20 protein-coding genes are annotated in these 24024 nt (G+C 63.1%); 13 read left to right on the top strand and 7 right to left on the bottom strand.

Going from position 1 to position 24024, the window contains the following annotated elements; translation table 11 throughout:
* Positions 1 to 106 precede the first annotated feature (106 nt).
* The gene (locus tag ACW5W4_RS06195; protein ID WP_456688774.1) at positions 107 to 1402 is read left to right on the top strand and encodes a methyl-accepting chemotaxis protein; all 1296 of its coding nucleotides are present in this window, start codon (positions 107 to 109) and stop codon (positions 1400 to 1402) included.
* A gap of 193 nt (positions 1403 to 1595) precedes the next feature.
* Here the strand turns inward: ACW5W4_RS06195 and mobA are convergent, their stop codons facing one another.
* Positions 1596 to 2228, bottom strand: a complete 633-nt coding sequence (gene mobA / locus ACW5W4_RS06190; RefSeq protein WP_456688773.1) for a molybdenum cofactor guanylyltransferase MobA — start codon at positions 2226 to 2228, stop codon at positions 1596 to 1598.
* A gap of 280 nt (positions 2229 to 2508) precedes the next feature.
* Here mobA and ACW5W4_RS06185 point away from each other — a divergent pair, with 280 nt between their 5' ends.
* From ACW5W4_RS06185 to ACW5W4_RS06170, 4 genes are all read left to right on the top strand, one after another.
* The gene (locus tag ACW5W4_RS06185) at positions 2509 to 4224 is read left to right on the top strand and encodes an NAD-dependent malic enzyme (protein ID WP_456688772.1); all 1716 of its coding nucleotides are present in this window, start codon (positions 2509 to 2511) and stop codon (positions 4222 to 4224) included.
* 301 nt (positions 4225 to 4525) lie between these two features.
* Entirely contained in the window at positions 4526 to 5764 is a 1239-nt protein-coding gene (locus tag ACW5W4_RS06180) for a uracil-xanthine permease family protein (protein ID WP_456688771.1), read from the top strand.
* A gap of 413 nt (positions 5765 to 6177) precedes the next feature.
* Positions 6178 to 6918, top strand: coding sequence for a dienelactone hydrolase family protein (locus ACW5W4_RS06175; RefSeq protein WP_456688770.1), 741 nt, complete (start codon positions 6178 to 6180; stop codon positions 6916 to 6918).
* A 102-nt stretch (positions 6919 to 7020) separates the two neighbouring features.
* Positions 7021 to 7590 carry a lipid-binding SYLF domain-containing protein gene (locus ACW5W4_RS06170; RefSeq protein WP_427260526.1) on the top strand — a complete coding sequence of 190 codons (570 nt, stop codon included), beginning with the start codon at positions 7021 to 7023 and terminating at the stop codon, positions 7588 to 7590.
* A 34-nt stretch (positions 7591 to 7624) separates the two neighbouring features.
* On the opposite strand, the gene pgl is transcribed toward ACW5W4_RS06170, so the two are convergent.
* On the bottom strand, positions 7625 to 8671 hold the full coding sequence (gene pgl / locus ACW5W4_RS06165) for a 6-phosphogluconolactonase (protein WP_456688769.1): 1047 nt from the start codon (positions 8669 to 8671) through the stop codon (positions 7625 to 7627).
* A 205-nt stretch (positions 8672 to 8876) separates the two neighbouring features.
* Positions 8877 to 9632, bottom strand: coding sequence for a helix-turn-helix transcriptional regulator (locus ACW5W4_RS06160; protein WP_408797559.1), 756 nt, complete (start codon positions 9630 to 9632; stop codon positions 8877 to 8879).
* 245 nt (positions 9633 to 9877) lie between these two features.
* Here ACW5W4_RS06160 and ACW5W4_RS06155 point away from each other — a divergent pair, with 245 nt between their 5' ends.
* From ACW5W4_RS06155 to ACW5W4_RS06120, 8 genes are all read left to right on the top strand, one after another.
* Entirely contained in the window at positions 9878 to 10957 is a 1080-nt protein-coding gene (locus ACW5W4_RS06155; protein ID WP_456688768.1) for a substrate-binding domain-containing protein, read from the top strand.
* Between the two features lie 57 nt (positions 10958 to 11014).
* On the top strand, positions 11015 to 12499 hold the full coding sequence (locus tag ACW5W4_RS06150) for a sugar ABC transporter ATP-binding protein (protein WP_456688767.1): 1485 nt from the start codon (positions 11015 to 11017) through the stop codon (positions 12497 to 12499).
* Between the two features lie 17 nt (positions 12500 to 12516).
* Entirely contained in the window at positions 12517 to 13494 is a 978-nt protein-coding gene (locus ACW5W4_RS06145) for an ABC transporter permease (protein WP_456688766.1), read from the top strand.
* A 30-nt stretch (positions 13495 to 13524) separates the two neighbouring features.
* Complete coding sequence (locus ACW5W4_RS06140; RefSeq protein ID WP_456688765.1) at positions 13525 to 15132, top strand: glycoside hydrolase family 3 N-terminal domain-containing protein; 1608 nt, start codon at positions 13525 to 13527, stop codon at positions 15130 to 15132.
* Between the two features lie 113 nt (positions 15133 to 15245).
* Complete coding sequence (locus ACW5W4_RS06135) at positions 15246 to 15434, top strand: hypothetical protein (protein WP_456688764.1); 189 nt, start codon at positions 15246 to 15248, stop codon at positions 15432 to 15434.
* A complete protein-coding gene (locus ACW5W4_RS06130; protein ID WP_456688763.1) occupies positions 15431 to 15919 on the top strand; it encodes a hypothetical protein in 489 nt (162 codons plus the stop codon). The genes ACW5W4_RS06135 and ACW5W4_RS06130 overlap by 4 nt, the downstream gene beginning before the upstream one ends.
* A gap of 26 nt (positions 15920 to 15945) precedes the next feature.
* Positions 15946 to 16080, top strand: a complete 135-nt coding sequence (locus tag ACW5W4_RS06125) for a hypothetical protein (protein WP_427260532.1) — start codon at positions 15946 to 15948, stop codon at positions 16078 to 16080.
* Between the two features lie 19 nt (positions 16081 to 16099).
* Positions 16100 to 16741 (top strand): carbohydrate-binding protein, encoded by a 642-nt coding sequence (locus tag ACW5W4_RS06120; RefSeq protein ID WP_456688762.1) that lies wholly within the window; start codon positions 16100 to 16102, stop codon positions 16739 to 16741.
* Between the two features lie 175 nt (positions 16742 to 16916).
* Here the strand turns inward: ACW5W4_RS06120 and mscK are convergent, their stop codons facing one another.
* The 4 genes from mscK to ACW5W4_RS06100 all read right to left on the bottom strand — a co-directional run bounded on the left by mscK (position 16917) and on the right by ACW5W4_RS06100 (position 24021).
* On the bottom strand, positions 16917 to 20219 hold the full coding sequence (gene mscK / locus ACW5W4_RS06115; RefSeq protein ID WP_456688761.1) for a mechanosensitive channel MscK: 3303 nt from the start codon (positions 20217 to 20219) through the stop codon (positions 16917 to 16919).
* 144 nt (positions 20220 to 20363) lie between these two features.
* On the bottom strand, positions 20364 to 21776 hold the full coding sequence (gene pykF / locus ACW5W4_RS06110; protein WP_456688760.1) for a pyruvate kinase PykF: 1413 nt from the start codon (positions 21774 to 21776) through the stop codon (positions 20364 to 20366).
* A gap of 289 nt (positions 21777 to 22065) precedes the next feature.
* Positions 22066 to 23274 (bottom strand): transporter, encoded by a 1209-nt coding sequence (locus ACW5W4_RS06105; protein WP_456688759.1) that lies wholly within the window; start codon positions 23272 to 23274, stop codon positions 22066 to 22068.
* A 69-nt stretch (positions 23275 to 23343) separates the two neighbouring features.
* Positions 23344 to 24021: a hypothetical protein gene (locus tag ACW5W4_RS06100; protein WP_456688758.1), complete on the bottom strand. Its 678-nt coding sequence runs from the start codon at positions 24019 to 24021 to the stop codon at positions 23344 to 23346.
* Positions 24022 to 24024 lie beyond the last annotated feature (3 nt).

Here is a 24024-nt window from a genome sequence, read left to right as displayed (position 1 = left end):
ACACTGCGCGCCCGCACTTTCACAGAGCTCTGACCACTGAACCTGGGACCACCAGGATCACTGGGGGCCGGGTGCCACTCCGGATCGTCAACGAGGTAGAAGCGTCATGTTCAATCACAAACTCAAGGGACAGCTGCAGGCTTGTCAGACCCGGCTCGACGAGGCGCAGAGCATGGTCGTGGCGATCCAGGCAGGCGCCGCGGCCATCCTCTTCAGCCCGGACGGGGCGATCCTGGAGGCGAGCCCCCCCTTCCTGGCGCTGATGGGATATGGCGCCAGCGAACTGCCGGGGCGCCACCACCGCCTGCTCTGCCCAAGGGGGATGGACAAGTCTGGCGACTATCAGCAGTTCTGGAGCCGTCTGCGCCAGGGGCAGCCCCAATCCGGCACCTTCGAGCGCGTCAACCGGCAGGGGGAGACCCGCTGGCTCGAGGCGAGCTATTTCCCGGTGAAGCAGCAGGGCAGGGTGACCCGGGTGGTCATGATTGCCCGCGACGTGACGGCGCGCCATCAGCGGCTGCAACGGCTGGAGGCGCTGGCCCAGGCGCTGGACCGCTCCCAGGCGATCATCGAGTTCACCCCGGACGGCGAGATCCTCGATGCCAATGCCAACTTCCTCGACGCCATGGGCTATCGGTTGAGCGAGCTGGTGGGCAAGCATCACAGGATCTTCTGCGACGAGGCCTTCTGGCGCGAACAGCCCCACTTCTGGGAGGAGCTGGCCCGGGGCCAGTTCAAGTCCGGCCTCTTCCTGCGCTACAACAGCCGGGGGGAGGCCATCTGGCTGGAGGCCACCTACAACCCGATCCGGGACGAGCACGGCAAGGTGGTCAGGGTCATCAAGTTCGCCAGCGACATCACGGCCCGCATTCATCAGAGCCATGCCACCCGGGAAGCGGCCCGGCTCGCCCACAGCACGGCCCAGGAGACCTTGCACAGTGCGGAGGAGGGCGCCGGGCTGCTGCGCGCCGTGGTCGACACCTCCTCTCTCATCGCCAGCCAGGTGGATGAGGCCACCGCCCTCATCGCTCAGCTCAACGAGCAGTCCAGGAGCATAGAGGCCATCGTCTCGACCATCAGCGCCATCGCCGATCAGACCAATCTGCTGGCCCTCAACGCCGCCATCGAGGCGGCCCGGGCCGGGGAGCAGGGACGGGGCTTTGCGGTGGTCGCCGACGAGGTACGCCAGCTGGCGGCCCGCACCAGCCTCTCCACCGGGGAGATAGCCAAGGTGGTGCAGAAGAACCGGGAGTTGACCGCCAGGGTGACCGAGGACATGGCCGGGGTGGCGGGCAGCGCCGAGCTCGGCAAGCAGCAGATAGCCGGCGTGGACAGGTTGATGACAGAGATCCACCAGGAGGCGAGCCGGGTCTCCCAGACGGTCTCCGCCCTCTCCATCTGAGCTCGGGGCCGCGCCCCGGCTTTGCCGCCCTGGACCTGTTCGAGCGAGAGCCCCCGGGTTATGTCACCCGGGACAGCGATGAGCGCTATCTGGGACAGGCGTTTGACAACCTGCTCGCCTTCGCCGCCGGGGCCCCGATCAACATGGTGACCCCTTCATGCGGCTGGGAGGCGCGGGCTGAGGCATGACGGCGTCAGGGGGCCGTCTGGTGCGCCGTCGTGGGCGGCAGGCGCGCCTCGTAGTCGGCCAGTTCGAGGGGACTGTTGAGGTTGATAAAGGCATCCGGCTGATCGGCAAAGGGCACCACCGCCATCTGGTGGCGGGCGAACCAGGCCCCGGTCTTGCGCTCCCCTGACGCCAGGGCCAGTTGCAGGGAGGGGAGCAGGGCGCGATGGAGCAGGGCGACCACGGGCTGGAGGCGCTCGCCATCGTGGGCCACCACCAGCTCGGTCTCCGGGCCGATGGCGGCGCGAAAGCGGGCCATCAGATCCCGGGGCAGGGCCGGGCCGTCACAGGGCACGAACAGCACCCAGTCGTGGCGGGCGGCGCAAAGACCGGCCTCCATGCCCGCGAGGGGCCCCTGAAAATCGACCCGCCGATCGGCGATGACGGGGGCCAGGACGCGATAACGCTCCTCGCTGCGATTGGCATTGATCAGCACCTCGTCCACCTGGGGGCGCAGGCGCTCGAGCACGTGGGCGATCAGCGGCTTGCCCGCCAGGGGCACCCAGCCCTTGTCGTCGCCCCCCATGCGGCTGGCGCGGCCACCGGCCAGGATCACGGCAGATACGGGGAACTCATGGGGATCGGGGTCGTTGGCTCTCATATTGCTCAATCATGTCGTTCATCATGGTGAAGAGATGGGGCGATCGCCTGGTCTGGCGAAGCGGCGACGCCCCCGAGCCGCCATCTTGCGTCAAGGCGTCGGCCAGAGCAACGGCTCCGTGGCTCACCGCCGCTGGTCGAGTCCCTCTTTTGGCGTTAAGGTATGGCCACAGGGTTTGGCCAAGCTCACAAAATCGAACGGCCAAACATCATATGATCTCTTCCTATGGGTCTTGCACTCCTGCCAACTGGCAACTTCATGTAAATCAAAGAGAATGACTATGGCTACTGGACAATATCTGCTCTGGAAAGATGCAGAAGGCAACGCCTTTCGCCCCGTGTCCCTCACCGGCACAGACTTGCTCAACAACCGCTACCTCAACAAGAGCACGGCCTTCACCGAACAGGAGCGGGCCGATTTTGACCTAGATGGCCTGCTGCCGCCCCAGGTGCAGACCTTCGAGGCCCAGCTGGAGCGGGTCTATCAGGGATTTAAGAGCGCCTGCAGCGACATCGAGAAGTATCAGTACCTGCGGGCGCTGCAGGACAGGAATGAGACCCTGTTCTACGCCCTGCTCTCCCTCCATGTGGAGGAGATGACCCCCATCATCTATACCCCCACCGTGGGCAAGGCGTGTCAGGAGTTCAGCCACCGCTTCCAGAAGGCGCGTGGCCTCTACATCACGCCCCAGAATGTCGAGGAGATGGGGGCCCAGGCGCGCCACTTCGACAGCAAGGCGATCCGCATCATAGTGGTCACCGACAGCCAGGGCATTCTTGGCATCGGCGATCAGGGGGTGGGGGGCATGGGCATTCCCATCGGCAAACTATCCCTCTATACCCTGGCCGCCGGCATCCACCCCGCCTGCTGCCTGCCCATCGCGCTGGACGTGGGCACCGACAACCAGGCGCTGCTGGACGATCCCATGTACCTGGGTCAGCCCCACAGGCGCATTCGCGGCAAGGAGTATGACGACTTCATCGACAAGTTCGTGGCCGGGGTCCGGCGTCACTTCCCCAATGCGGTGCTGCAGTGGGAAGACTTCAGCAAGTCCAACGCCTTCAACAACCTGGCCCGCTACCAGCAGGCGCTGCCCTCCTTCAATGACGACATTCAGGGCACGGGGGCCGTGGTGCTGGCGGGGATCATCGGCACGGTCAAGGCCAAGGGGGAGACCCTGGGGGAGCAGACCTACCTGGTCTATGGCGCCGGTGCCGGCGGGGTCGGGGTGGCGGATCAGATCTGCGCCGGCCTCATCCGCGAGGGGCTTGAGCCCCAGGCGGCGCGGGACCGCATCTACATCCTCGATAGCCAGGGGCTGGTGTGCGACAACCGGGAGGGGCTGGACGAATACAAGCGCCGCTACGCCAAGCCGGGGGCACTGCTCGCGCAGTGGGACACCGAGACGGCGGGGCGCGCCAGCCTCGCGGACGTGCTGCGCCAGGTGCCGGTAACCGTGCTGCTGGGCACCAGCGGGGTGGGGGGCGCCTTTCGGGAGGAGCACATCCAGCTGATGCTGAACCACTGCGAGCGCCCCATGGTGTTCCCCCTCTCCAACCCGACCGCCAACTGCGAGGCCCTGCCGGCGGATATCTATCGCTGGAGCCAGGGCCGGGCCGTGGTCGCCACCGGCAGCCCCTTCGCGGATGTCGAGTATGAGGGGGAACGCTATCGGGTCGGCCAGGGCAACAACGTCTTCATCTTCCCCGGAGTCGGGCTGGCGGCCATCGTCGGCCAGGTCAGTGAGATAGGGGCCGACATGTTCACCACGGCGGCCTTCGCCCTGGCGGAGTGCGTGAGCCAGGATGATCTCGCCCGTGGCACCGTCTTCCCGCCGATCCGCGCCCTGCGGGCCATCTCGGTGCGGGTCGCCACCGCCGTGCTCAAGGACATAGTGCGTCGGGATCCGGGTCATCCCCTGATCGGCCAGGATCTGGAGCAGCACATCCTCAGCCACATGTGGGAGCCGACCTATCTGCCCTATCGCCGGGTCTAGGCCGAGGCGTCATGATCAGCAGGCGGCCCTCGGGCCGCCTCGTTCGTCTCTGGCTCACGAAATAGACAAATAAAACAATATCTCGCGGGCAAACGATTGGCATTTTCGAGAAAGGTGCGTAAAATCGCGTCCTCGATGCTTGTAGCAACGAATCCCGCCTAAAAGGTTAGTTTCCTGCCCTCCCCAAGCAGTAAAAGGTCACGATTGACGCTTTTTTGTGTCATTGCCGCCTTGAAAATATGTTGTGATGATTGAAAAGTGTGACATTTAGCTGTCAGTCATCAAAATCGTAAGGACGCTCATGTTTTCCTTAGTCAAGCAAAGTGTCGCCGGGCTGCAAATCCTGTTTGTCGCCTTCGGTGCCATGGTGCTGGTGCCCCTGCTCACCGGTCTGAACCCCGCCATGGCACTGCTCGGCGCCGGTGTCGGCACCCTGTTGTTCCAGCTCTGCACCCGCCGCCAGGTCCCGATCTTCCTCGGCTCCAGCTTCGCCTTCATCGCCCCCATCATCTATGCCACCCAGACCTGGGGACTGCCCTCCACCATGTTTGGCCTGTTTGCCGCCGGTTTCATGTACTTCATCCTGGCCGCCATCATACGGGTGCGCGGCATCGGCCTGGTGCACAAGCTGCTGCCCCCCGTGGTCATAGGCCCCGTCATCATGGTGATCGGCCTGTCGGTGGCCCAGGTGGCCTGCAACATGGCCATGGGCCGCGCCGGCAGTGAACAGGTGGTGGACCCGACCACGGCCCTGATCCTGGCGGGGATCTCCTTGGCGGTGACCCTGATCGCCGCCGTGTTCTGCAAGGGCTGGATCAAGCTCATCCCCATCCTCTCCGGCGTGGTGGCCGGTTATGTGGCCGCCGTGCTGATGGGGCAGGTGAGCTTCGAGGGGATGGCCAACGCCCCCTGGCTGGCGCTGCCGCACTTCGAGACCCCGGAGATCAACTGGGCCGCGGCGCTGTTCATGCTGCCGGTGGCCATCGCCCCCTGCATCGAGCACATCGGCGGCGTGCTGGCCATCGGCGGCGTGACCGGGCAGGACTACACCAAGAACCCGGGGCTGCACCGCACCCTGGCCGGTGACGGCATCGGTGTCTGCTTCGCCGGCTTCATCGGTGGCCCCCCCGTCACCACCTATGCCGAAGTGACCGGCGCCGTGATGATCACCCGCAACTTCAACCCGGTCACCATGACCTGGGCCGCGGTGTTCGCCATCATCCTGGCCTTCTTCGGCAAGTTCAACGCCCTGCTCACCTCCATCCCCATGCCGGTGATGGGCGGCATCATGCTGCTCCTGTTCGGATCCATCGCCGCCATCGGTCTCAAGACCCTGGTGGAGTCCAAGGTGGACTTGGGCCTTGCCCGCAACATCGCCATCGTCGCCGTGACCCTGACCGTGGGCGTCGGCGCCCTGGAGATGAAGATTGGTGACTTCGCCCTGGCCGGGGTCGGCCTGGCCTCGGTGGCCGCGATCCTGCTCAACCTTATCCTGCCCCAGCACTCCGAAGAAGGGGTGATGGAGAGCGCCAAGGACTAAGGGACGATTCGTCAACTACGGCGATGACAAGAGGCCACCTTGGGTGGCCTCTCTCTTTCCTGCTCAGCTTCATCTTGCCCCAGCACTCCGAAGAGGGGGTGATGGAGAGCGCCAAGGACTAAGAGACGATTCGTCAACTACGGCGATGACAGGAGGCCACCCTAGGGTGGCCTCTCTCTTTCCTGCTCAGCTTCATCTTGCCCCAGCACTCCGAAGAGGGTGTCATGGCGTCGGCCAAGGACTAAGAGACGATTCGTCAACTACGGCGATGACAGGAGGCCACCCTGGGGTGGCCTACTGCTGTTGCTCCTCTGGCTATCCTCGGCAGATGCCAGCCCCGCCAGCGCCCCGGGCCACGGCCGGGATGCTGGCGACTACACTCAGGGGCGTCGTTCACACTCAAGGAGAGGAAGATGAAGACGAGATGGATCCTGGCCCTGCTTGGGCTCATATGGGGGACAGCAGCCCAGGCCGGTGCGGTACGCTACCAGGTCGATGGTCAGCCCTTCGAGGGCTATTACCTGGCCGCCGCCGACAAGCAGGCTCCCCTGGTGGTGGTGGTTCACGACTGGGACGGGTTGACGGAGTACGAGGTGAAGCGGGCCGAGATGCTGGCGGCGCTCGGCTACAGCGTGTTCGCGGTGGACTTGTTCGGCGCCGGAGTCAGACCGGCCGAGGTGGAGGAGCGAAGGCGGCTCACCGGGGCCCTCTATCAGGACAGGGCCAAGATGCGCAGGCTGTTGCAGGAGGGGCTCGCCGAGGCGGGCAGGCAGGGGGGGCGGCTCGACAATGCGGTGGCGATCGGCTACTGCTTTGGTGGTGCCGCCGTGCTGGAACTGGCCCGCAGCGGCGCCAGTCTCAAGGGGATAGTCAGCGTCCATGGCGGGCTGGAGACCCCGGCCGACCAGAATTACCAGCAGGCCAAGGGGCGGCTGCTGATCCAGCATGGCAGCGCCGACGAGGCCGTCTCCCTCACCGATCTGGCGACCCTGATCGGCGAACTGGAGGCGGCAGGGGTCAACCATGAGGCGACCAGCTACAGCGGCGCCCCCCATGCCTTCAGCGTGCTGGGTGGCGCCAACTACCGTGCCGACGCCGATGCCAAATCCTGGCTGCGCTTCACCGAGTTTCTCGGCGAGGTGACCAAGGGATAGAGGGTGAATGGTCACTGACAAGGGGCCGGATTGCCCCCGACCCATGCAGACATGGGAGAGGGATCTGGCCATCCCGCAAGCGAGATGGAAAGGAGTCATGAAATGCGTCAATGGATCCAGATGTTAACCGTGTTGCTGCTCGTCGGTTGCGCCGCCAAGGGGGATACCCCGGCCGAGCAGCGCAGCAGCATTTTGCAGATGCGTCAGCAGACGCTCTCTACCTTGTATGGGCAGGATCCCAACATCAGACAGGAAGTGACGAGATCCCGCGGTTATGCCGTTTTTACCAATGTGAACAACAACCTGCTGTTGCTCAGCGCGGGCAGTGGTTACGGCGTGCTCCGTGACAACCGCACCGGTCGTGACACCTATATGAAGATGGCCACGGCGGGGATGGGGATTGGCATGGGGATCAAGAAATTCCAGGCGTTGATCATCTTCAACGATGTCGCCGCTCTGGATCGCTTCATCACGACCGGTTTCGATGCCAGCGCCCAGGCGGATCTGGCCGCCAAGTCGGCGGACGATGGCAAGGTCGTGCTCAGCGAGGCCGCCAACGCCGACTTCCAGAAGGTGAAGATGTATCAGCTCACCGAGCAGGGGGTGGCGGTGCAGGCCACCATGCAGGGCTATAAATACTGGCCGGATGATGAGCTCAACGAGGCCCGATAACCCCTGAGCGGGTCCTCTCCACGCGCGGCGCTTATCAAGGCGCCGCGTCCACTTCTGCGACCAGGGGCCCCTGGCCGCCCTTGCCAAGATCCAGCACCCTGACCCACATGGCGCCTTCTCCCACAGGATGGCGCGCGAGCAGCGTGAGTCGGCCGCTATCGGGGTCGATACGGTGCAGCGCCACCTCATGAGACTGCTGCCCGGTGGCGATGAGCCAGCGGCCGCCGTGGTCGATGGCAAAGCCGCGGGGACAGGATTCGGTCGGGAAGTGGCCGAGGGACGCCAGGGCGCCATCCACCTCGTCGACCCCGAACAGGGTGAGCAGGCTGCTGGTCCGCTCGCTGGTATAGAGAAAGCGGCCATCTGGCGTGAGATGAAGGTCCGCTCCCCAGCGTTTCCCCTCAGAGCCTGCCGGCAGCAGGTCCAGGCTCTGCCGCGCCCTGATCCGCCCGTCCGCCTCCCTGTGGTAGCGGTTGAGGGTGCCATCGAGTTCGTTCAGGCAGTAGAGATCGCCGTTGTCCGGGTGCAGCGCCAGATGGCGCGGTCCTGCGCCGGGGGCGGTGTGGATGTCGCCCTGGGGGTGGGGCGCCAGGCGAGCGTCATCGTCCAGGGTAAAACGGCGGATGACATCTTCCTTGAGGCAGGCCACCAGCAGCTCCTGTACCCCGTCTTTCCCCACCAGCCAGGTCACCGAGTGGGCGGCCATCAGGCCGTCGAGGCGCTGGTGGGGAGCCTGCACCCGGCCCGCCTCATCCATGGGGGACAGGCTGACATGGTCGAAGGCGTAGGAGGCGGCGAAAAAGAGGCGCCCAGTCCCATCCGTGCAGGTATGGGAGGCGCTGCCCTCGAGGGGCGCCGAGCAGGGCTCCCCCAGCCGGCCATCGGCGGCGATGGGGTAGCTCAGCACTCGAAAGTCGGGCCGCACCCCGGCATAGAGCCAGCGCCGATCAGGGCTGATGACCAGGGGCTGTACCTGGCCCCCGGTCTGCACCTGCTGCAACGGCGTCAGCTCATCCTCGGTCAGCGCAAAGACATGGATCAACCCGCTGAGGGGATTGGCGACATAGACGACTTGTTGCATGCTGTTCTCCTTGACGCCGAGCCCTGTCCTACTGGTGAGCAGGCCGTCTATTTCTCCAGGCTGAGCAGATAGTTGCGCAGCTTGACGCCGCGACTGGCCAGCCCCTCCTGCTGGTGAGCAGGCCGTCTATTTTTCCAGGCTGAGCAGGTAGTTGCGCAGGTTGACGCCGCGACTGGCCAGCCCCTCCTGCTGGTGAGCAGGCCGTCTATTTTTCCAGACTGAGCAGATAGTTGCGCAGGTTGACGCCGCGATTGGCCAATCCCAGCTTGATGCGCACGCTGTTGCGGTGATTCTCCACCGTCTTGCGCGCCACATTGAGGGCGCTGGCGATCTCCTGGCTGGACATGCCGCTGCGAATAAATTCGGCCACCTGCAGTTCCGAGGGGGTCAGCACCGCCAGCAGGCGCTGGTTTCCCTCCTCCTGCAGGCTGTTCTCCATGCTGGTGCGGATGAGCTCCAGGCACATCTTGAGGGCCGGGTCCTGGATCTGGGCGAGTTTTTGCTCTACCTCGGGCAGATGGCGGGCGATCAGTTGCTGACGCTGCTCGCCGGACGCCGCCGGGTTGTCGCCGAGTGCGGCCAGGGAGTGGCCCAGCTCGTTGATGAGGCGGTGATCCTGCTCGATGGCGGAGGCATCCTGACCCTCGCTCGGCTTGATCTGCAGGCACCAGATGCGGGCGCCGTCCACGTCATCGTGGGGGAACAGCTCGAAGGCGAGGTTGAGGATCTCGAAACGCAGGGGCGGCAGGTTGGCCCGGATCCGCTGGCGGATGGCCCTCAGATGATCTGGCCCGACCAGAAACACCAGATCGTCGAGGCGGCAGAGGGTCAGGGTATCCACCGGATAGCTGGATGCCACCACCCGCTCCTGCTCATCGAAGCTGATGAAATAGATGTCATTGCGCGCCAACAGTCGATGGCAGAGCCCCTGCTCGCCCATGGGGGTCAGCTTGTTACTCATGTCCTGTCCAGTCCTGCCTCTCTCATCTCGTCCGTGCCTCCCGATCCGCCCCGATTTTTGCGCCTTTCTTACTCATGAAATACCCAGGCGGCCAGGTTTTTTCTGATTGGGAATTAACAATAATTGAACATTCCGTGAGGGGGATCTCGGAAATAGCCCGAGCTTTAGTGAGGTATGTCTCATTAAAGGCTATAAAACACCTAGATAATACCTATCGACCACTCAATGGATATAGGGAGAATACCATGTTGGCAACGCGCTCACACTGTTTACTGGCCGGACTGATCGCCACTCTGCTGCTGGGCACCCCGGCCCACGGCGCCGATATCACCACCACCCTCGGGCCGAACGGTGAACAGCCGACCCCCTATACCCAGGTAACACTCACCCCGGCCCAGCAGGAAAAGGTGAGGGCCCAGGACTACACGGTCGCCATCCTGATGCACACCACCTCGGACTGGTCGAGTGCCCTCATCAAGGGGGCCAAGGACAAGTTTGCGGAGTTGAATGTCAAGGTGGTGGCGGTCACCGATGCCGAGTTCAATGCCAACAAGCAGAAGACGGACGTGGAAACCGTGATGGCCATGGCCCCCGACATCATTCTCACCCTGGTGGTCGATCCCGTCTCCGGCGCCGCCGCCTTTCGCCCCGCGGTGCAGCAGGGCAGCAAGCTGGTGCTGATCAGCAACCTGCCGACGGGATTTGAATACGGCAAGGATTACGCCGGCATCGTCACCGATGATCTGTTCGAGATGGGAGGGCTGGCCGCCGACATGCTGGCCAGGACGGTGGGGGAGCAGGGCAAGATAGGCTTCATCTACCACGAGGCGAACTACTACGTCACCAACCAGCGGGACCAGGCGGTGCTGACCCACCTGGCCAAGCGCCATCCCGGCGTCCAGATCCTCGCCAGGCAGGGCATCGCCAACGCCAATGACGGCGAGGTGGTGGCCTCGGCCCTCATCACCCAGCACCCGGACATCCAGGCTATCTATGCCCCCTGGGACTCCATCGCCGAAGGGGTGGTGGCCGCGACCCGCGCCGCCGGGCGCAGCGACATCAAGGTGATCACCATGGATCTGGGGGCCGCCAATGCCCTGGACATGGCCAAGGGGCGCAACGTGGCCGGCATAGTGACCGACCTGCCCTACGATCTCGGCCAGACCCTGGCCACCATGGGCACCCTGGCCAAGCTGGGGGAGCAGACTCCGCCCTTCGTCACCGTCTCCGCCGATGCGGTCACCCGGGACAATCTGGCCGAGGCCTGGCAGCAGGCCCTGCGCCGGGATCCGCCCGCCGCCGTGACCAAGGCCCTCAGCCAGTAACCCCAGGGGCCGCCGCCGTGGCGGCCATCACGCCTATCACAGGGAAGGAGTCATCACATGGAGCTGTACGCCATCGAGGCGAGCGGGATCAAGAAGGGGTTTGACGGCATCCCCGTGCTCAAGGATGTGTCGTTTCGCCTCAAGCGGGGCGAGGTGCATGCCATCGTCGGCCAGAACGGCGCGGGCAAGTCGACCCTGGTCAAGCTGCTCAACGGTTTTCATGGCCGGGATGGGGGCGAGGTGTTGCTGTTTGGCAAGCCCTGCCGCTTCGCCAGCCCGAAGGAGGCCCAGGCCGAGGGCATCGCCATGGTCTATCAGGACTTGAGCCTGGTGCCGACCCTGTCGGTGGCCGACAACATCTTCCTGGCCGGTGGCGGAGAGCCTGGGTCCCTCATCTCCAACCGGGACAGAATACGCCGGGCCGGGCCCCTGCTGGCCATGCTGGGGGTGACGCTGGATCCGGCCTGCGAGGTGGGGCGCCTGAGCGTCGGCCAGCAGCAGTTCGTCGAGATAGCCAAGGCCCTGGCCCAGAACGCTCGCGTCCTGGTGCTCGATGAGCCGACCGCCTCGCTGTCCAACAACGAGATCAACGAGCTGTTCAAGGTGATCGCCACCCTCAAGGGGCGGGGGATGTCCATCATCTACATCACCCACTACTTGAGCGACATCATGCGGGTCTGCGATGCCGTGACCGTGCTGCGGGACGGCCATACGGTGCTCGCCACCAACACCTGCAACACCAGTGTCGAGGCGCTGGTCGAGGCCATGCTCGGCAGCAAGGGAGACACCAGCCTGAGCTGGCCACGCCCGGCCCCGAGCGCCGATGCCGTGCCCCTGCTGGAGCTGGACGGCGTCTGCAACGGGCAGCTGCGCGACATCTCCCTCAAGGTGATGCCGGGTCAGGTGGTGGGGCTGGCGGGCCTGCTTGGCAGCGGCCGCACCGAGATCCTCGAGGCCATCTATGGCCTGACCCCCATCCAGGCCGGCGAGATCCGCATCGAGGGCAGGGCGGTGCGGATCCGCTCCCCCAAACAGGCCATCGCCCATGGCATCAACATGGTGCCCGAGGAGCGACGCAGCCAGGGGCTGGTGCTCGATTTCTCCGTGGCCGACAACATGCTGATGGCCGCCTACGACCGCCTCACCCAGGGGCTGAGTCTGGACAAGCCCAAGGGCGACGCCATGGTGCGCGCCCAGATCAGGAGCCTGGGGGTCAAGACCAGCGGCCCCGGCCAGTCGGTGCGCTTCCTGTCGGGGGGCAACCAGCAGAAGGTGGTGATCGGCAAGTGCCTCTCCACCGAGGCCAAGGTGCTGCTGCTCGATGATCCCACCTTCGGCATCGATATCCATGCCAAGTACGAAATCATGAAGATAGTGGACAGCTATGTCGCCGAAGGTAACGGCGCCATCTTCGTGTCGAGCGAGTATGCCGAGGTCGCCAGCTTCTGCGATCTCATCTACGTGGTGAACAAGGGAAGGATCGTCGCCTGCCTGGAAGGGCGGCGGATGAATGAAGAGACGCTGCTGGCGGCGGTTCAATGACAAACGAGGAGTCAAGGATGAAAGAATTAACCCTGCCGGTCCCCAAGGGGAGCCGCATCAACTGGCGCGACTACATCATCTACCTGGTGTTCGTCGGCATCTTCGTGTTCTTCTCCGTGGTGCTCCACGACAAGGGCTTCCTGAGCGCCGTCAACCTGATGAACATAGCGCGCCAGACCGCCACCATCGCCATCATGGCGGTGGGCATGACCTTCGTGCTGAGCGCCGCCGAGATAGATCTCTCCTTCGGCGCCACCGTGGCCCTCAGCGCCATCGTCTCGGCCCTGACCCTGCAGGAGACGGACAGCATACTGCTGGCGGTCTCGGCGGCGCTGCTGGTGGGCACCATGATAGGGGCCATCAACGGCCTGTTCGTGACCCAGGTCGGCATCCCCTCCTTCCTGGTGACGCTCGGGACGACCGGCATCATCACTGGGGTCGCCCGCTGGTCCACCTCGCTCCAGTCCATCCCCATCGACAACGATCTCTATGTGTTCATCTTCGGCTCCGGAGACATAGGCCCCGTCTCTGTGCTCTTCATCTGGGCCCTGCTGGTGACGGTAATCGGGGCCCTGGTGCTGCGCAACACCCGCTTTGGCAAGCAGGTGCTGGCCACGGGGGGCAACAAGATCTCCGCCATGTATTCGGGCATCAACATCAACCGCATCAAGCTCTATGTGCTGATGCTCAACGGCTTTCTCGCCGCCCTCGCCGGCATCCTCTACTCGGGACGGCTGCAGAGCGCCCGCTACACCCTGGGGGAGAACGACCTCATGCTGGTGATCGCCGCGGTCATCATAGGCGGAACCAATCTGTTTGGCGGCAAGGGCATGGTGGTGGGATCCGTCATCGGCGCCCTCATCATGGGCATGGTCAACAACGGCCTGATCCTGATGGGGCTCAACGTGGATCAGCAGCTGATCCTGCGGGGCATCATCGTCATCGTCGCCGTCACCTTCACCATGGGTCAGCTCAAGCAGCATCGCAAAAAATAACTTTCTTATCAGAGTGTTAAGGACAATACCATGAAGATAGATCCCAAGGTGGCGAGCATTATCTCCGGCTGGAGCCTCAAGGAGAAGGTGGGTCAGCTGTTTATCCTGGCCTTCCCCGGCAAGTCGGCCGACAAGATCCGCCCCATGATCGCCGAGTACAACCTGGGGGGCTGCTATCTGAGCCAGGACAACGGCGAGACCTTCGCCGAGGCCCGGCAGCTGACCCGGGCGCTGGCCAGCATAGGGGCCGAACAGGACCGCCTGCCCCTGCTGCTGGGGGTGGATCAGGAGGGGGCCTGGGGCGTGCTGGTGGGGGAATCCACCACTGGGCCGGGCAACCTGGCCCTGGGGGTGGCCGAGACGGGCCAGGGCACGGAGCGGATGTACCGGGTCATGGCCGAAGAGATGCGCTTTGCGGGTTTTAACTGCATCCTCGGCCCCTGCTGCGACGTCAACCTGAATCCCGGCTCTCCCATCATAGACACCCGGGCCTTCGGTGACAGGCCCGCCAAGGTGGCGCGCCATGCGGCGGCGGCGGTGCGTGGCCTGCATCAGGGGGGCATCTGTGGCAGCGGCAAGCACTTCCCGGGTCACGGGGATACCCATGGCGATACCCACAGGGAGATCCCCAGGGTCGACAAGTCCCTGGACGAGCTGCGCGAGCAGGATCTGCGCCCCTTCCAGGCCGCCATCGATGCCGGGGTGGATCTCATCATGACCAGCCACATCCTCTACCCCCAGATCGACGGCGACCACCCGGCGACCCTCTCCCGAGTCATCTTGCAGGATCTGCTGCGCGCCGAGATGGGCTTTGACGGCATCATCATCTCAGACAGCATGAACATGGGGGCCATCGTCCATCACTACTCCCCCGCCACGGCGGCGGTGCAGGCGCTCAAGGCGGGCATCATCATGATCATGCTCTCCGAGGAGCATTACGATCACAGCGACGCCTACCTCGACAAGCAGTTCGCCATGATCCACGGCATCATGGCCGCGGTGGCGGCAGGGGATCTGGACGAGGCACTGATCGATGCCGCCCTGGCCCGCATCGTCGCCTTCAAGCTCGCCAAGCTGGTGCCCATGGTGCGCTATCAGCCTATCGACATGGCCAGCAACCAGCAGGTGGCCAACGGCTGCGCCGGGGCGGCCCTCACCTGGCTGCGTCAGGTGCCCGAGCTGGGGGAGGCGCCCCTGTATGTGCTCAACGCCACCCCGGCGGCCAGCTATCACAATCTCACCAACCCCAGGGGCATAGGCCCCAATCAGAAGGAACCCGCCTTCGATCACTTCCTCGCCGCCCTGAGTCGGGGCACCCGGCTGGTGCGCACCGTGACGGCCGATCGGCTGGAGAGTGTGGAGGATGGCTGGCTGCTGGTGGTGACGGAACATCACCCCCTGCCTGGGGAGGATTTTGCCCAGGAGGAGGCCCAGGCCCTGGTGCGCCGGCTCAGCCGCGAGGTGGAGAAACTGATCGTCGTGGCCCTGCGCAGTCCGTACGACCTGCTCGGCTACCCGGATGTGCGCTATTACCTGTGCAGCCACTCGGCCCGTCCCGAGAGTGCCCGCGCCGCCGCCGAGGTGTTGCTCGGCACGTTGGCGACCCAGCAGGGGAGGGCGGTGAGCCTGGTCAGTTAAGGTTTGGTTTTGCCCGCCGTCCCCGATGGCGGGTGCTCTCCTGGGTGTCTGTGGTTGGGAGCTTGTGTGGGCGTTTGCCCAGTGATGAATGGACTAATACGAGGATTCAGGCTTTGCAAACCACCATGAAGATAGTGTCGGCAACCGTGTTGCTGGCGTTGGCTGCCCCCGCCCTGGCGGCGAAGGGCGGCACCCAGGACTGCCTGGATGCGCTGCGCGACTTCGAGTCAGGCATCAACCCGGCGCTGGCCGATTTCTATCTGCAAAACCAGGGCAACCCCGTTACACCTATGCCCAGGTGACGGCGCCGGGCCGCCTGGTGCGGGACTGCTCCACAGGCACCTTGCTCTTCGAACCCACCACCATCAGCGGCTTCTTCGACAAGCTGGGGATAGGCAGCCTCTACAACCCCGCCACCCCGACCGATGGGGCCATGTTCAGGACCATGCAGTACAACTCCATGAACGCCTGGGGCTTCATCGGCTATCAGCTGGGGGAGGCGGTGCTGATCGATACCGGCTACTACAGCCCGAAACAGGTGACGGTGGATGGCAAGGAGTACGACGGCTTCTACATGTTCGTGCCGGACTCCACCTGGGCCGGTTGCAAGACCGAGGCCCTGGCCGAGATCGAGGGCTCGGGTGGCAACAAGGTCTATGTGACGGACGTGAACCGCTGGCAGGGCACCTTCGTCGGCAAGCATGGCGTCAACAGCCTCGCGGATCTGCGCCTGCCCGAGAAGCAGGAGCTGGTGATGCGCGATGCCTGCACTTCAACTATCAGGTGATCAGCAAGCTGCTCAAGGACGCCAACATGACCTGGGCCCAGGCCCTGGCCAAGAGTTGGCCCGATACCGATGACAACGGTCAGCCTATCCAGGTGCAGGCCACCCTATCCGGCATCTTGGCGGCGGCGCACCTGCGCGGCGCCTGGGGGGGAGGTCCCTGATCTGAACTGGGGCTGGAACATGACCTTGGTGGCCAATCGCTTCGATCCGGCCAAGACGGTCATCACCACCCCGAGCAATCAGCCGGTGCCCTTCTCCGGCGTCAAGCTGACCCAGGAGGGGAGTGATGTTGTCATCACCCTGGTGGAGCCCTACGCCAAGGGCGATGCCAAGAAGATAGTGTTGAAGAACACGGCGCTGAACAGCATCACGGCGGCCAATTTCGCCGGTTTCAGCGGCAGTTACAGCGAAGCCACCATCGACATTCCCGTCTTCTTCGACATCAGCGTGGACATAGGGGCGGGCGGTACCATCTCACCGGCACCGGCGAACGGCATCCTGCAAGGGAAAGGCGGCACCCACTTCACCGTTACCCTGCTGCCCGATAGTGGTTACAAGGTGAAATCCCTCATCGTCGATGGTGTGGCGCAGGCCGTGACTGGCAGCTACACCTTCAGCAGCCTCAATGGGGCTCATAGCCTGTCGGTCAGCTTCGAACCTGGCAGCAGCAGCACTTGCCCGGCGAGCTGGGCCACCGGCTCCGTCTATACCACGGGCAATCGGGTGACCTACAACGGCAACCTCTATGAGGCCAAGTGGTGGAGCAGCGGCAACGTGCCGAGCGCCGGGGATCCCTGGAAGCTGATCGGCCCCTGCAGCTGAGGAGGCAGCACACAGAGACAGACCAGACAGGCCCCTTCGCGGGCCTGTTTTCTTGTGATCGCCGTTTGCGGCTTCCTGTTCGCAACTGGCGCCGGCAGCGGGCAAAAGCGACAGGCCCTGAAGCGGGCCTGTCTGGTAGCAAGGGGGTCGCCCCTCAGGGGGCGGGCAGAGGTGATCAGGCCGGCTTGCCCTCCTCGGGCGCAGGGAGGGAGGGGTGGGACGCTATCTTCTGCTCCTGTCCCTGCATGTTCTTGATGTAGACATCCATCTGGTTGAAGGCGATCTCGATGCCATGCTCCTTGAACAACCTGTCTATGGTGCGGTTGAGCTCGTCGATGGCGGGGTTGCGATCCCCCAGCTCGCTGACGAAGAAGCGCAGCTCGTGGTCCAGGGTGCTGGCACCGAAGGTGAGGAAGTAGACCAGGGGCTCGGGCTCCTTGAGTACCCGGCTGTTGGACTGGGCGGCCTGCATCAGCAGCTTGCGGGTCAGATCGAGATCCGAGCCATAGGCCACCCCGACCCGGGCGATGACCCGGGTGACGGTATCGGACAGGGACCAGTTGATCAGCCGCTCCGTCATCAGCTGCTGGTTCGGGATGATCACCTCCTTGCGGTCGAAGTCGGTGAGGGTGGTGGAGCGGATCCGGATCTTGTTGACCGTCCCCGAGATGGTGCCAATGGTGACCGTATCCCCGATCCGTACCGGCCGCTCGAACAGTATGATGATGCCGGAGATGAAGTTGGAGACGATCTGCTGCATGCCAAAACCGATGCCGACCGAGAGGCCGGCAGCCAGCCATTGCAGCTTCTCCCACTGGACCCCCAGCATGGCCAGGGTGGTGAGGGTACCCACCCCTATCAGGGTGTAGTTGAGCATGGTGGTGATGGCGTAGGCCGAGCCCTGGGCGAGGCGCATCTTGGAGAGCACCAGCACCTCCAGCAGACCGGGCAGGTTGCGGGCCAGCGACAAGGCGCCACCGAGGATCAGCAGGCCCGTGATGACATCGCTCAGGCTGATGGGGTAGAGCACGGCGTTGGCACCTGTCCCCTCGCTCTTGTGCCAGAGCACCACGCTGTCGAGGTAGGTGAACACCGCAATCAGATCGGACCAGAGCCAGTAGAAGGCGACGCCGAAGATGGCGAGCAGCACGATGCGGGTCAGCCGCAGGGATTGCTGGCTCACCTCTTCCAGCGCCATGGGCTGCTCTTCGATGGATTCACTCCCTTCCGCATCCTCCTGGGCCTTGTGCTCACGGCGCGCCACGGCACGGCGCCAGGCGAGGCGACGGGCCGCCAGCTCCAGGCCGCGCAGGGCGCTGCGATAGACCAGGCTCCACAGCAGCAGCAGGTAGAAGGACTCGATGAGCCGGCCGGTGAGCTTGAGCGCCGTGTAGTAGTAGCCAAACAGCACCAGACCGATGAGGGCGATGGGGGTCAGCACCAGCAGCAGGGTGAACAGGGAGGACATCATGCCCAGGCCGCTCTTGAGCCTGGCGCGCAGCAAGGGGTAGAGCAGCCAGGCGGTGAGGCCCAGCAGGATCAGGGTCATGGTCTGGCCGAGCACATCGTTGCCCAGGGTGGAGGGCTCGATCACCGCCTTGGTGGAGAGCATGATGAGGGGCATCAGGGTGAACCAGAGCGAGCGCAGATGCTTGTGCTTGCTGATCAGCTCCTCCCTGGGCAGACGGAAATGGAGCTCGCCCATGCCCCCCGGCCGCATGACGGCGAGGTAGACGCTGAACACCAGGTAACCCAGGGCCAGGTTGAGGGTGATCTGCATGGTCAGGTTGACGCTGAGCAGGCCGTTATAGGCGAGCAGCAAGCCGGCGGCGCAGATGAAGAGCGCCCCCGGCAGGGAGAGCAGGGTCGTCATCAGCAGTGCCTTGGGGGTGTGCCACTGGCTGTCTTGACGAAAACGTCCCAACTCCTTGTTGATGCGTTGCAGGCGCCGCTTGATGGCTTGGCGCTTCCACAGCAGCAGCAGCCCTATGATGATCAGGGGCAGGGCGAGCAGGCTGATGGCGAGCAGCACCTTGAGCCAGGCCTTGGGAGTCAGGGTCCAGTCACCTATCTGCTTGGCGACCTGGCTCGGCCAGGAGAGAAACCACTTGCCGTCGATGGCCTTGTTGCTGCTGACCCAGAAGATGTGCTGTTGCAGGGTCAGCTCGATGGAGGCATAGATGCGGGCCAGCTGCTGCTGGGTCAGCTGCAGGCTGATGGCATTGGTGAGCTGGGCGTCGAGCTGGCGGTTGAGCTGATCGAGCAGGGTGACCCGGGTATCGAGCAGATGGGAGAGGTTGTCCCTGTCCTCCTCGCTGACGGCGAGGCCGCTGCTGTCGATCAGCTTGTCGAGGAACTGGTTCTTCTGGAACAGCTGATCCCGCTGCTGGCTCAATTCGAACTGGGCCAGATGGAGGTCGGCTATCTGCTCCTCCAGGTTCTTGACCGCGCTGCTGGGGGCCGCCTCCAGCTGCTGGTAGAGCTGATAGAGGATCCGTGACAGCAGCAGGTTGCCCTTGAGCATCTGTACCTGTTCGTTGAGGTTGCGTTCGGTCTGGGTGCCGCGCTCCAGCCAGCTTTTGGCCTGCAGATTCTTCTGCATCAGGGAGTTGAGGTTGTTGGTGGCCGAGACCAGCTGCTGGCTGAGCTGGTGGTTGATCTCCTGCTCCCGCTGGACCAGGGGGTTGTCCTGGTTGGCGACCAGCTCACCCGTCTGCTCGGCGGTCTTCTCGGTATTGCCGAGTCGCTTGGCACTGATCTCCTTTTGCAGCAACTGCAGCTTCTGCTCTTCCAGGGCGAGGTGGGCATTGTGATAGTCCCGCTGCTTGATGGCGAGATCCTGCATGCTGGTGCGGTTGTCCAGCTCCTTTTGCAGATAGGCGAGTTGCAGGTCGAGCAGGGCCTGCTCGGCCGTCAGCTTGCTGCGCTCGGCGCTGCTCACCCCGTCGCCGGCATTGAGGCGGTTGCGCAGCTCCTGGCTGCGCTGATACGCCTTGCTCATGGTGCTCTGTGCCCGCTCGGGCAGGGTCTGCAGATTGGTGATCTGGCTGGCGATGGCCCCCAGTGACTCCTGAGCATTCTGCATGTTGGCCATCACCTCGGGCTGGCGACTCTCCAGCTCGTCCAGGCTCATGGCGGCATACTCGGTTGCTATCTGTTCGGCGCTCTTGCCCTGGGTCAGCGCGTCGAGGCGAGTCGATATTTCCTTGAGATCGGCGGGCAGGGTCTTGAGCCGCTGGCTCTGGACCTTGGCCTTGGTGTTTTCCTTGTCGATGCTGTCGAGCAGGGCGAGGGTCTCGCTCAAGAAGGCCTTGTCCGCCTGCTGGGCCGCGGTCAGGTTATCGGACTTTGACAGGGCATCGAGTTGATGCTGGACGCCGTCTTGGCGGGGCAGATCCTGGGCCAGGACCTGGCCTGCCGCCAGCATGACGAGCAGAGACAGCAGGGTGGCGACTCGTTTGAACGTGAATGAGGGCATAGAGGTTCCGCTGATGACCTTGAGAGCGGGTCAGACCCGCACTGATAATTGCGCGAGATTCTAGCACTCACCTCGCTCGTGAAGCAGAGGGGACAATAAAAAAAACGGCGCCCGAAGGCGCCGTTTTCATCGGTTCAGTACGGATTACAGTACGTGAACGGAGGCGGTGTTGGTGGTACCGCTCGGTACCAGGGCACCGGAGACCATGACAACCACGTCACCCTTCAGGCCCATGCCGATTTCCAGCGCGGCTTCTTTGCCGATGCGATAGAAATCGTCGGTGGAGGCGATGGAGTCAACCACGTGAGTCGCCACACCCTTGGTCAGTACCAGCTGGGCTGCGGTCTTCTTGTTGGTGGTGATGGCCAGGATCCAGGCTTTCGGGAAGTACTTGCGAATGGCCTTGGCGGATTTGCCGCCTTCGGTCGCCACCACGATCAGCGGGGCATCCAGCTTCTGGGAGGTTTCCACCGCGCCTTTGCACACGGCTTCGGTGATGCGCAGCTTGTTGCTGTCGTTGGCAGCAGACAGGTTGGACGGCATGACAGCATCGGTGCGCTCGCAGATGGTGGCCATGATGGTCACGGCTTCCAGCGGGTACTTGCCCTTGGCGGACTCACCGGACAGCATGACGGCATCGGTACCGTCCAGGATGGCGTTGGCCACGTCGCCTGCTTCGGCGCGGGTCGGACGCGGGTTCTTGATCATGGAATCCAGCATCTGGGTCGCGGTGATCACCACCTTGCGCGCCTTGTTGCACTTCTCGATGATCATCTTCTGGGCGAAGATCACCTCTTCTACCGGGATCTCGACACCCATGTCGCCACGGGCAACCATGATGCCGTCGGACACGGCCAGGATCTCGTCGAAGTTGTCCAGGCCTTCCTGGTTTTCGATCTTGGAGATGATCTGGATGTTCTCGCCGCCGTGGGCCTTCAGGTGCTCACGGATTTCCAGCACGTCTTCCTGCTTGCGGATGAAGGAAGCAGCAACGAAATCAACACCTTGCTCACAGCCGAAGATGAGGTCGCGCTTGTCTTTCTCGGCCAGGGCCGGCAGCTTGATGGAGACGCCCGGCAGGTTGACACCCTTGTTCTCACCCAGGTCGCCGTTGTTGAGCACCTTGCAGATGACTTCACGTTCGGTGATCTCGATAACGTCCATGCCGATCAGGCCATCGTCAACCAGGATGCGGTTGCCGACGCGCAGATCGCTCGCGAAGCCGGCATAGGTCACGGCGACCTTGTCCTGATTGCCAATCACGGTCTGATCAATGGTGAAGGTGAATGTCTGGCCAGCGACCAGAGAGACATCGTTGCCACCTTCCAGCTTCATGGTACGGATTTCCGGACCCTTGGTGTCGAGCAGGATAGCGGCTTGCTTGCCAGTCTCGGCCATGACTTCACGCAGGTTGTTGATACGACCACCGTGCTCGGCGTAATCACCGTGAGAGAAGTTCAGGCGCATGACGTTCATGCCGGCATCCAGCATCTTGGCCAGCATTTCTTTGGATTCGGTCTTGGGACCTATGGTGCAGACGATTTTGGTCTTTTTCATGTCAGTCTTCATGGTTAAGGAGTTTCCGCCGAGCAATATACACCAGTTTTTGAATACTTTTTATGATCCAGAAACAACGTTTTGGCCAGATAACGTTTTCTTTTTGGGGATAACGTTTGCGCGAGCGCTACTTTTTAAGGCCTAAAATAATTGGCTTGGATGCGTTGGAGTCATGCTTTGTCGAGCTGGGGCTGGGAGATGAGGACAGAGCTATGTTGTAAAATGACAAGCTGGACCGACCTGCAAATAGTGGGGAAATATCCCCACTGTGCAGCCTCTGTGCTTATCCTCAGAAGCGATAGGGGAAGCGGATCCCTATGCTGTAGTCAGGTGCATCCGTGGTGAGCCCAGCAGACCAGTTGACCGCCATGGAGAGCTTGTCTGTCATGGCCCAGGTCGCCCCCATGCCGAAGCTGGCAGCATTGGCATCGGAACCCGTCACCTTCTCCATGGGGAAGCCTTCGGCGCCCTGCTCCGATTCCAGCGTGATGCGCTGGTTGATGTTGAACGACAGGCTGAAGCGTTCGTTGAGGGCGAACGCAACCCCCAACCCATATTCGTACCAGTCACCAAGCTGTATGCTGCCCGGCTGATTGCCCGGTTGGAAGGAGATGTCGTTAAAGTCTCTTTTGAGGCTATGCCCATAGTTCAGATTGGCAAACAGGATGGCGGGATCCAGGGTCTTGACCAGAGAGAAGCCGGTCGAGAGTTGCCACAGGCCGTTGCCGGTGGCCAGTTCCTTGGGGGTGATGAGATTGCCTGATTCTGAGGTATCGACGCCTATGCCGTAAGGGTCTCTGCCGGTCGGGGCCTTGACGCGCAGGTTCCAGACCAGGTCCGGCCAACTCTCATTTTCGGCCAGCACCCGGTAGTAGATGGCCAGGCTCAAGTCGCCCAGGCCGCCATCGGTGACGCTCTCCTCCTCGAAGTCACGGCTGGAGTTCTCCTTGCCTGTGCTCTGGTAGTTGGTACTGCGCAGCATGTAGGGAACTGCCAGCTCCATCTGCCAGCGATCATTGAGGGTGTAGCGGGTGACGAGGTCGGCAACCCATTGATCCGAGCGAACCCGGTCGAGGTTTATCTCACCAAGGAAGATGGCATCGAGGGCGAGGAAACCGCGCAACGCGAGATCCTTGCGATTGTAATGCTGATAGGAGAGACCGAAGTCGAGTACCCAAGCCCTGTCGAACACATTGTGCTGTTCGATCAACAAGTCTTCCGTGCTACGCCCGGCCTCCGGGGTGCGGCGAGTGGCGTCTCCTTGGGCACTGGCGGCAGTACCAGCCGTGCCCGCGACGGCACCTGTGGTGGCTGCCGCGCCATTTGAGCTGGCTTTGACGGCCTCCAGGCGAGCCTGTATCTGGTGGAGAGCCTGGTTTTGTTGGATCAGCTGTTGTCGCAGCAGATCGAGTTGTTGTTGCAGCGCTTGTTCTTCCGCACTGGCCGCCAAGCAGCTGAGCGGAGCCAGTGTCAATAACACAATGGCGTGCTTCTTCATTGGATCCATCCTTGTTGATTTTTGTCTTTGTGTTAGCGCCGTCCAATGATGCCAAGTCAGCAAGAAACGTTAGCGGGAGAGCCAGATGCGGGTCTGGTTAAGTGCTTGCAAGCCATCTCCTCTTACTCGGTTGAGTTGCAACAATCCCCGGCTGAAGTTGTCTCCTCGCAGACTCTGTTCCAGTAGGACGTGTCCATCGGCCGAGTTTAGTTGCAGTCCGGCATAATTGCCTGAAATCCGATAACTGGCGGTGCCGAGAGCCCCTTGGCTCTCATAATGGCCAGCGGTCACGCTCTGACCCACATTGGGTTGCGCGCTCATGGCGATGCCGGTCTGGTTGACGGCGCTATTGCCACTGCCTTGAAGTTGAAGCACCTGCACCAGGCCAGAACCATTGATGTTGCTGGCGGCGGGGGCTTGATCCTGAGTCTGGCTCTTGAGCGTGGCGCCGGGATCATTCTTGATGCGGATGTCCAGCTTGGGACTGTTTTGAATCACGCTCAGGGTCAGGTTCATGGCTGCGGTCTGTTGTGCCTGGGCCGTGGTCAGGGTCGAGATGAACTCGATGCCGAAATAGCGGATCCCTTGCGAGTTGACATAGCGACCGCGCAGGTTGGCAAGGTCGCTGTCCTCCAGTTGGGGAGCAAAGCTCTCCGAGAGGTGGGCCAGGGGATCCGGTAGTGCTAGGGCCGGGCCAGACAAGCCTGTCAACAGGCTGGCGAGCCACACAGAGTGCAGGTTGTTCATATC

The sequence above is a fragment of the Aeromonas crassostreae genome (assembly GCF_054052445.1).
The sequence above is the reverse complement of the archived record's forward strand: the minus strand, read 5'-3'. Positions and strand labels throughout refer to the sequence as shown.

Bases quoted from the DNA above. Each gene is read 5' to 3' on its own strand.
- ACW5W4_RS06195 (WP_456688774.1), top strand. From the start codon at position 107: ATGTTCAATCACAAACTCAAGGGACAGCTGCAGGCTTGTCAGACCCGG.
- mobA (WP_456688773.1), bottom strand. From the start codon at position 2,228: ATGAGAGCCAACGACCCCGATCCCCATGAGTTCCCCGTATCTGCCGTG.
- ACW5W4_RS06185 (WP_456688772.1), top strand. From the start codon at position 2,509: ATGGCTACTGGACAATATCTGCTCTGGAAAGATGCAGAAGGCAACGCC.
- ACW5W4_RS06180 (WP_456688771.1), top strand. From the start codon at position 4,526: ATGTTTTCCTTAGTCAAGCAAAGTGTCGCCGGGCTGCAAATCCTGTTT.
- ACW5W4_RS06175 (WP_456688770.1), top strand. From the start codon at position 6,178: ATGAAGACGAGATGGATCCTGGCCCTGCTTGGGCTCATATGGGGGACA.
- ACW5W4_RS06170 (WP_427260526.1), top strand. From the start codon at position 7,021: ATGCGTCAATGGATCCAGATGTTAACCGTGTTGCTGCTCGTCGGTTGC.
- pgl (WP_456688769.1), bottom strand. From the start codon at position 8,671: ATGCAACAAGTCGTCTATGTCGCCAATCCCCTCAGCGGGTTGATCCAT.
- ACW5W4_RS06160 (WP_408797559.1), bottom strand. From the start codon at position 9,632: ATGAGTAACAAGCTGACCCCCATGGGCGAGCAGGGGCTCTGCCATCGA.
- ACW5W4_RS06155 (WP_456688768.1), top strand. From the start codon at position 9,878: ATGTTGGCAACGCGCTCACACTGTTTACTGGCCGGACTGATCGCCACT.
- ACW5W4_RS06150 (WP_456688767.1), top strand. From the start codon at position 11,015: ATGGAGCTGTACGCCATCGAGGCGAGCGGGATCAAGAAGGGGTTTGAC.
- ACW5W4_RS06145 (WP_456688766.1), top strand. From the start codon at position 12,517: ATGAAAGAATTAACCCTGCCGGTCCCCAAGGGGAGCCGCATCAACTGG.
- ACW5W4_RS06140 (WP_456688765.1), top strand. From the start codon at position 13,525: ATGAAGATAGATCCCAAGGTGGCGAGCATTATCTCCGGCTGGAGCCTC.
- ACW5W4_RS06125 (WP_427260532.1), top strand. From the start codon at position 15,946: ATGACCTGGGCCCAGGCCCTGGCCAAGAGTTGGCCCGATACCGATGAC.
- ACW5W4_RS06120 (WP_456688762.1), top strand. From the start codon at position 16,100: ATGACCTTGGTGGCCAATCGCTTCGATCCGGCCAAGACGGTCATCACC.
- mscK (WP_456688761.1), bottom strand. From the start codon at position 20,219: ATGCCCTCATTCACGTTCAAACGAGTCGCCACCCTGCTGTCTCTGCTC.
- pykF (WP_456688760.1), bottom strand. From the start codon at position 21,776: ATGAAAAAGACCAAAATCGTCTGCACCATAGGTCCCAAGACCGAATCC.
- ACW5W4_RS06105 (WP_456688759.1), bottom strand. From the start codon at position 23,274: ATGAAGAAGCACGCCATTGTGTTATTGACACTGGCTCCGCTCAGCTGC.
- ACW5W4_RS06100 (WP_456688758.1), bottom strand. From the start codon at position 24,021: ATGAACAACCTGCACTCTGTGTGGCTCGCCAGCCTGTTGACAGGCTTG.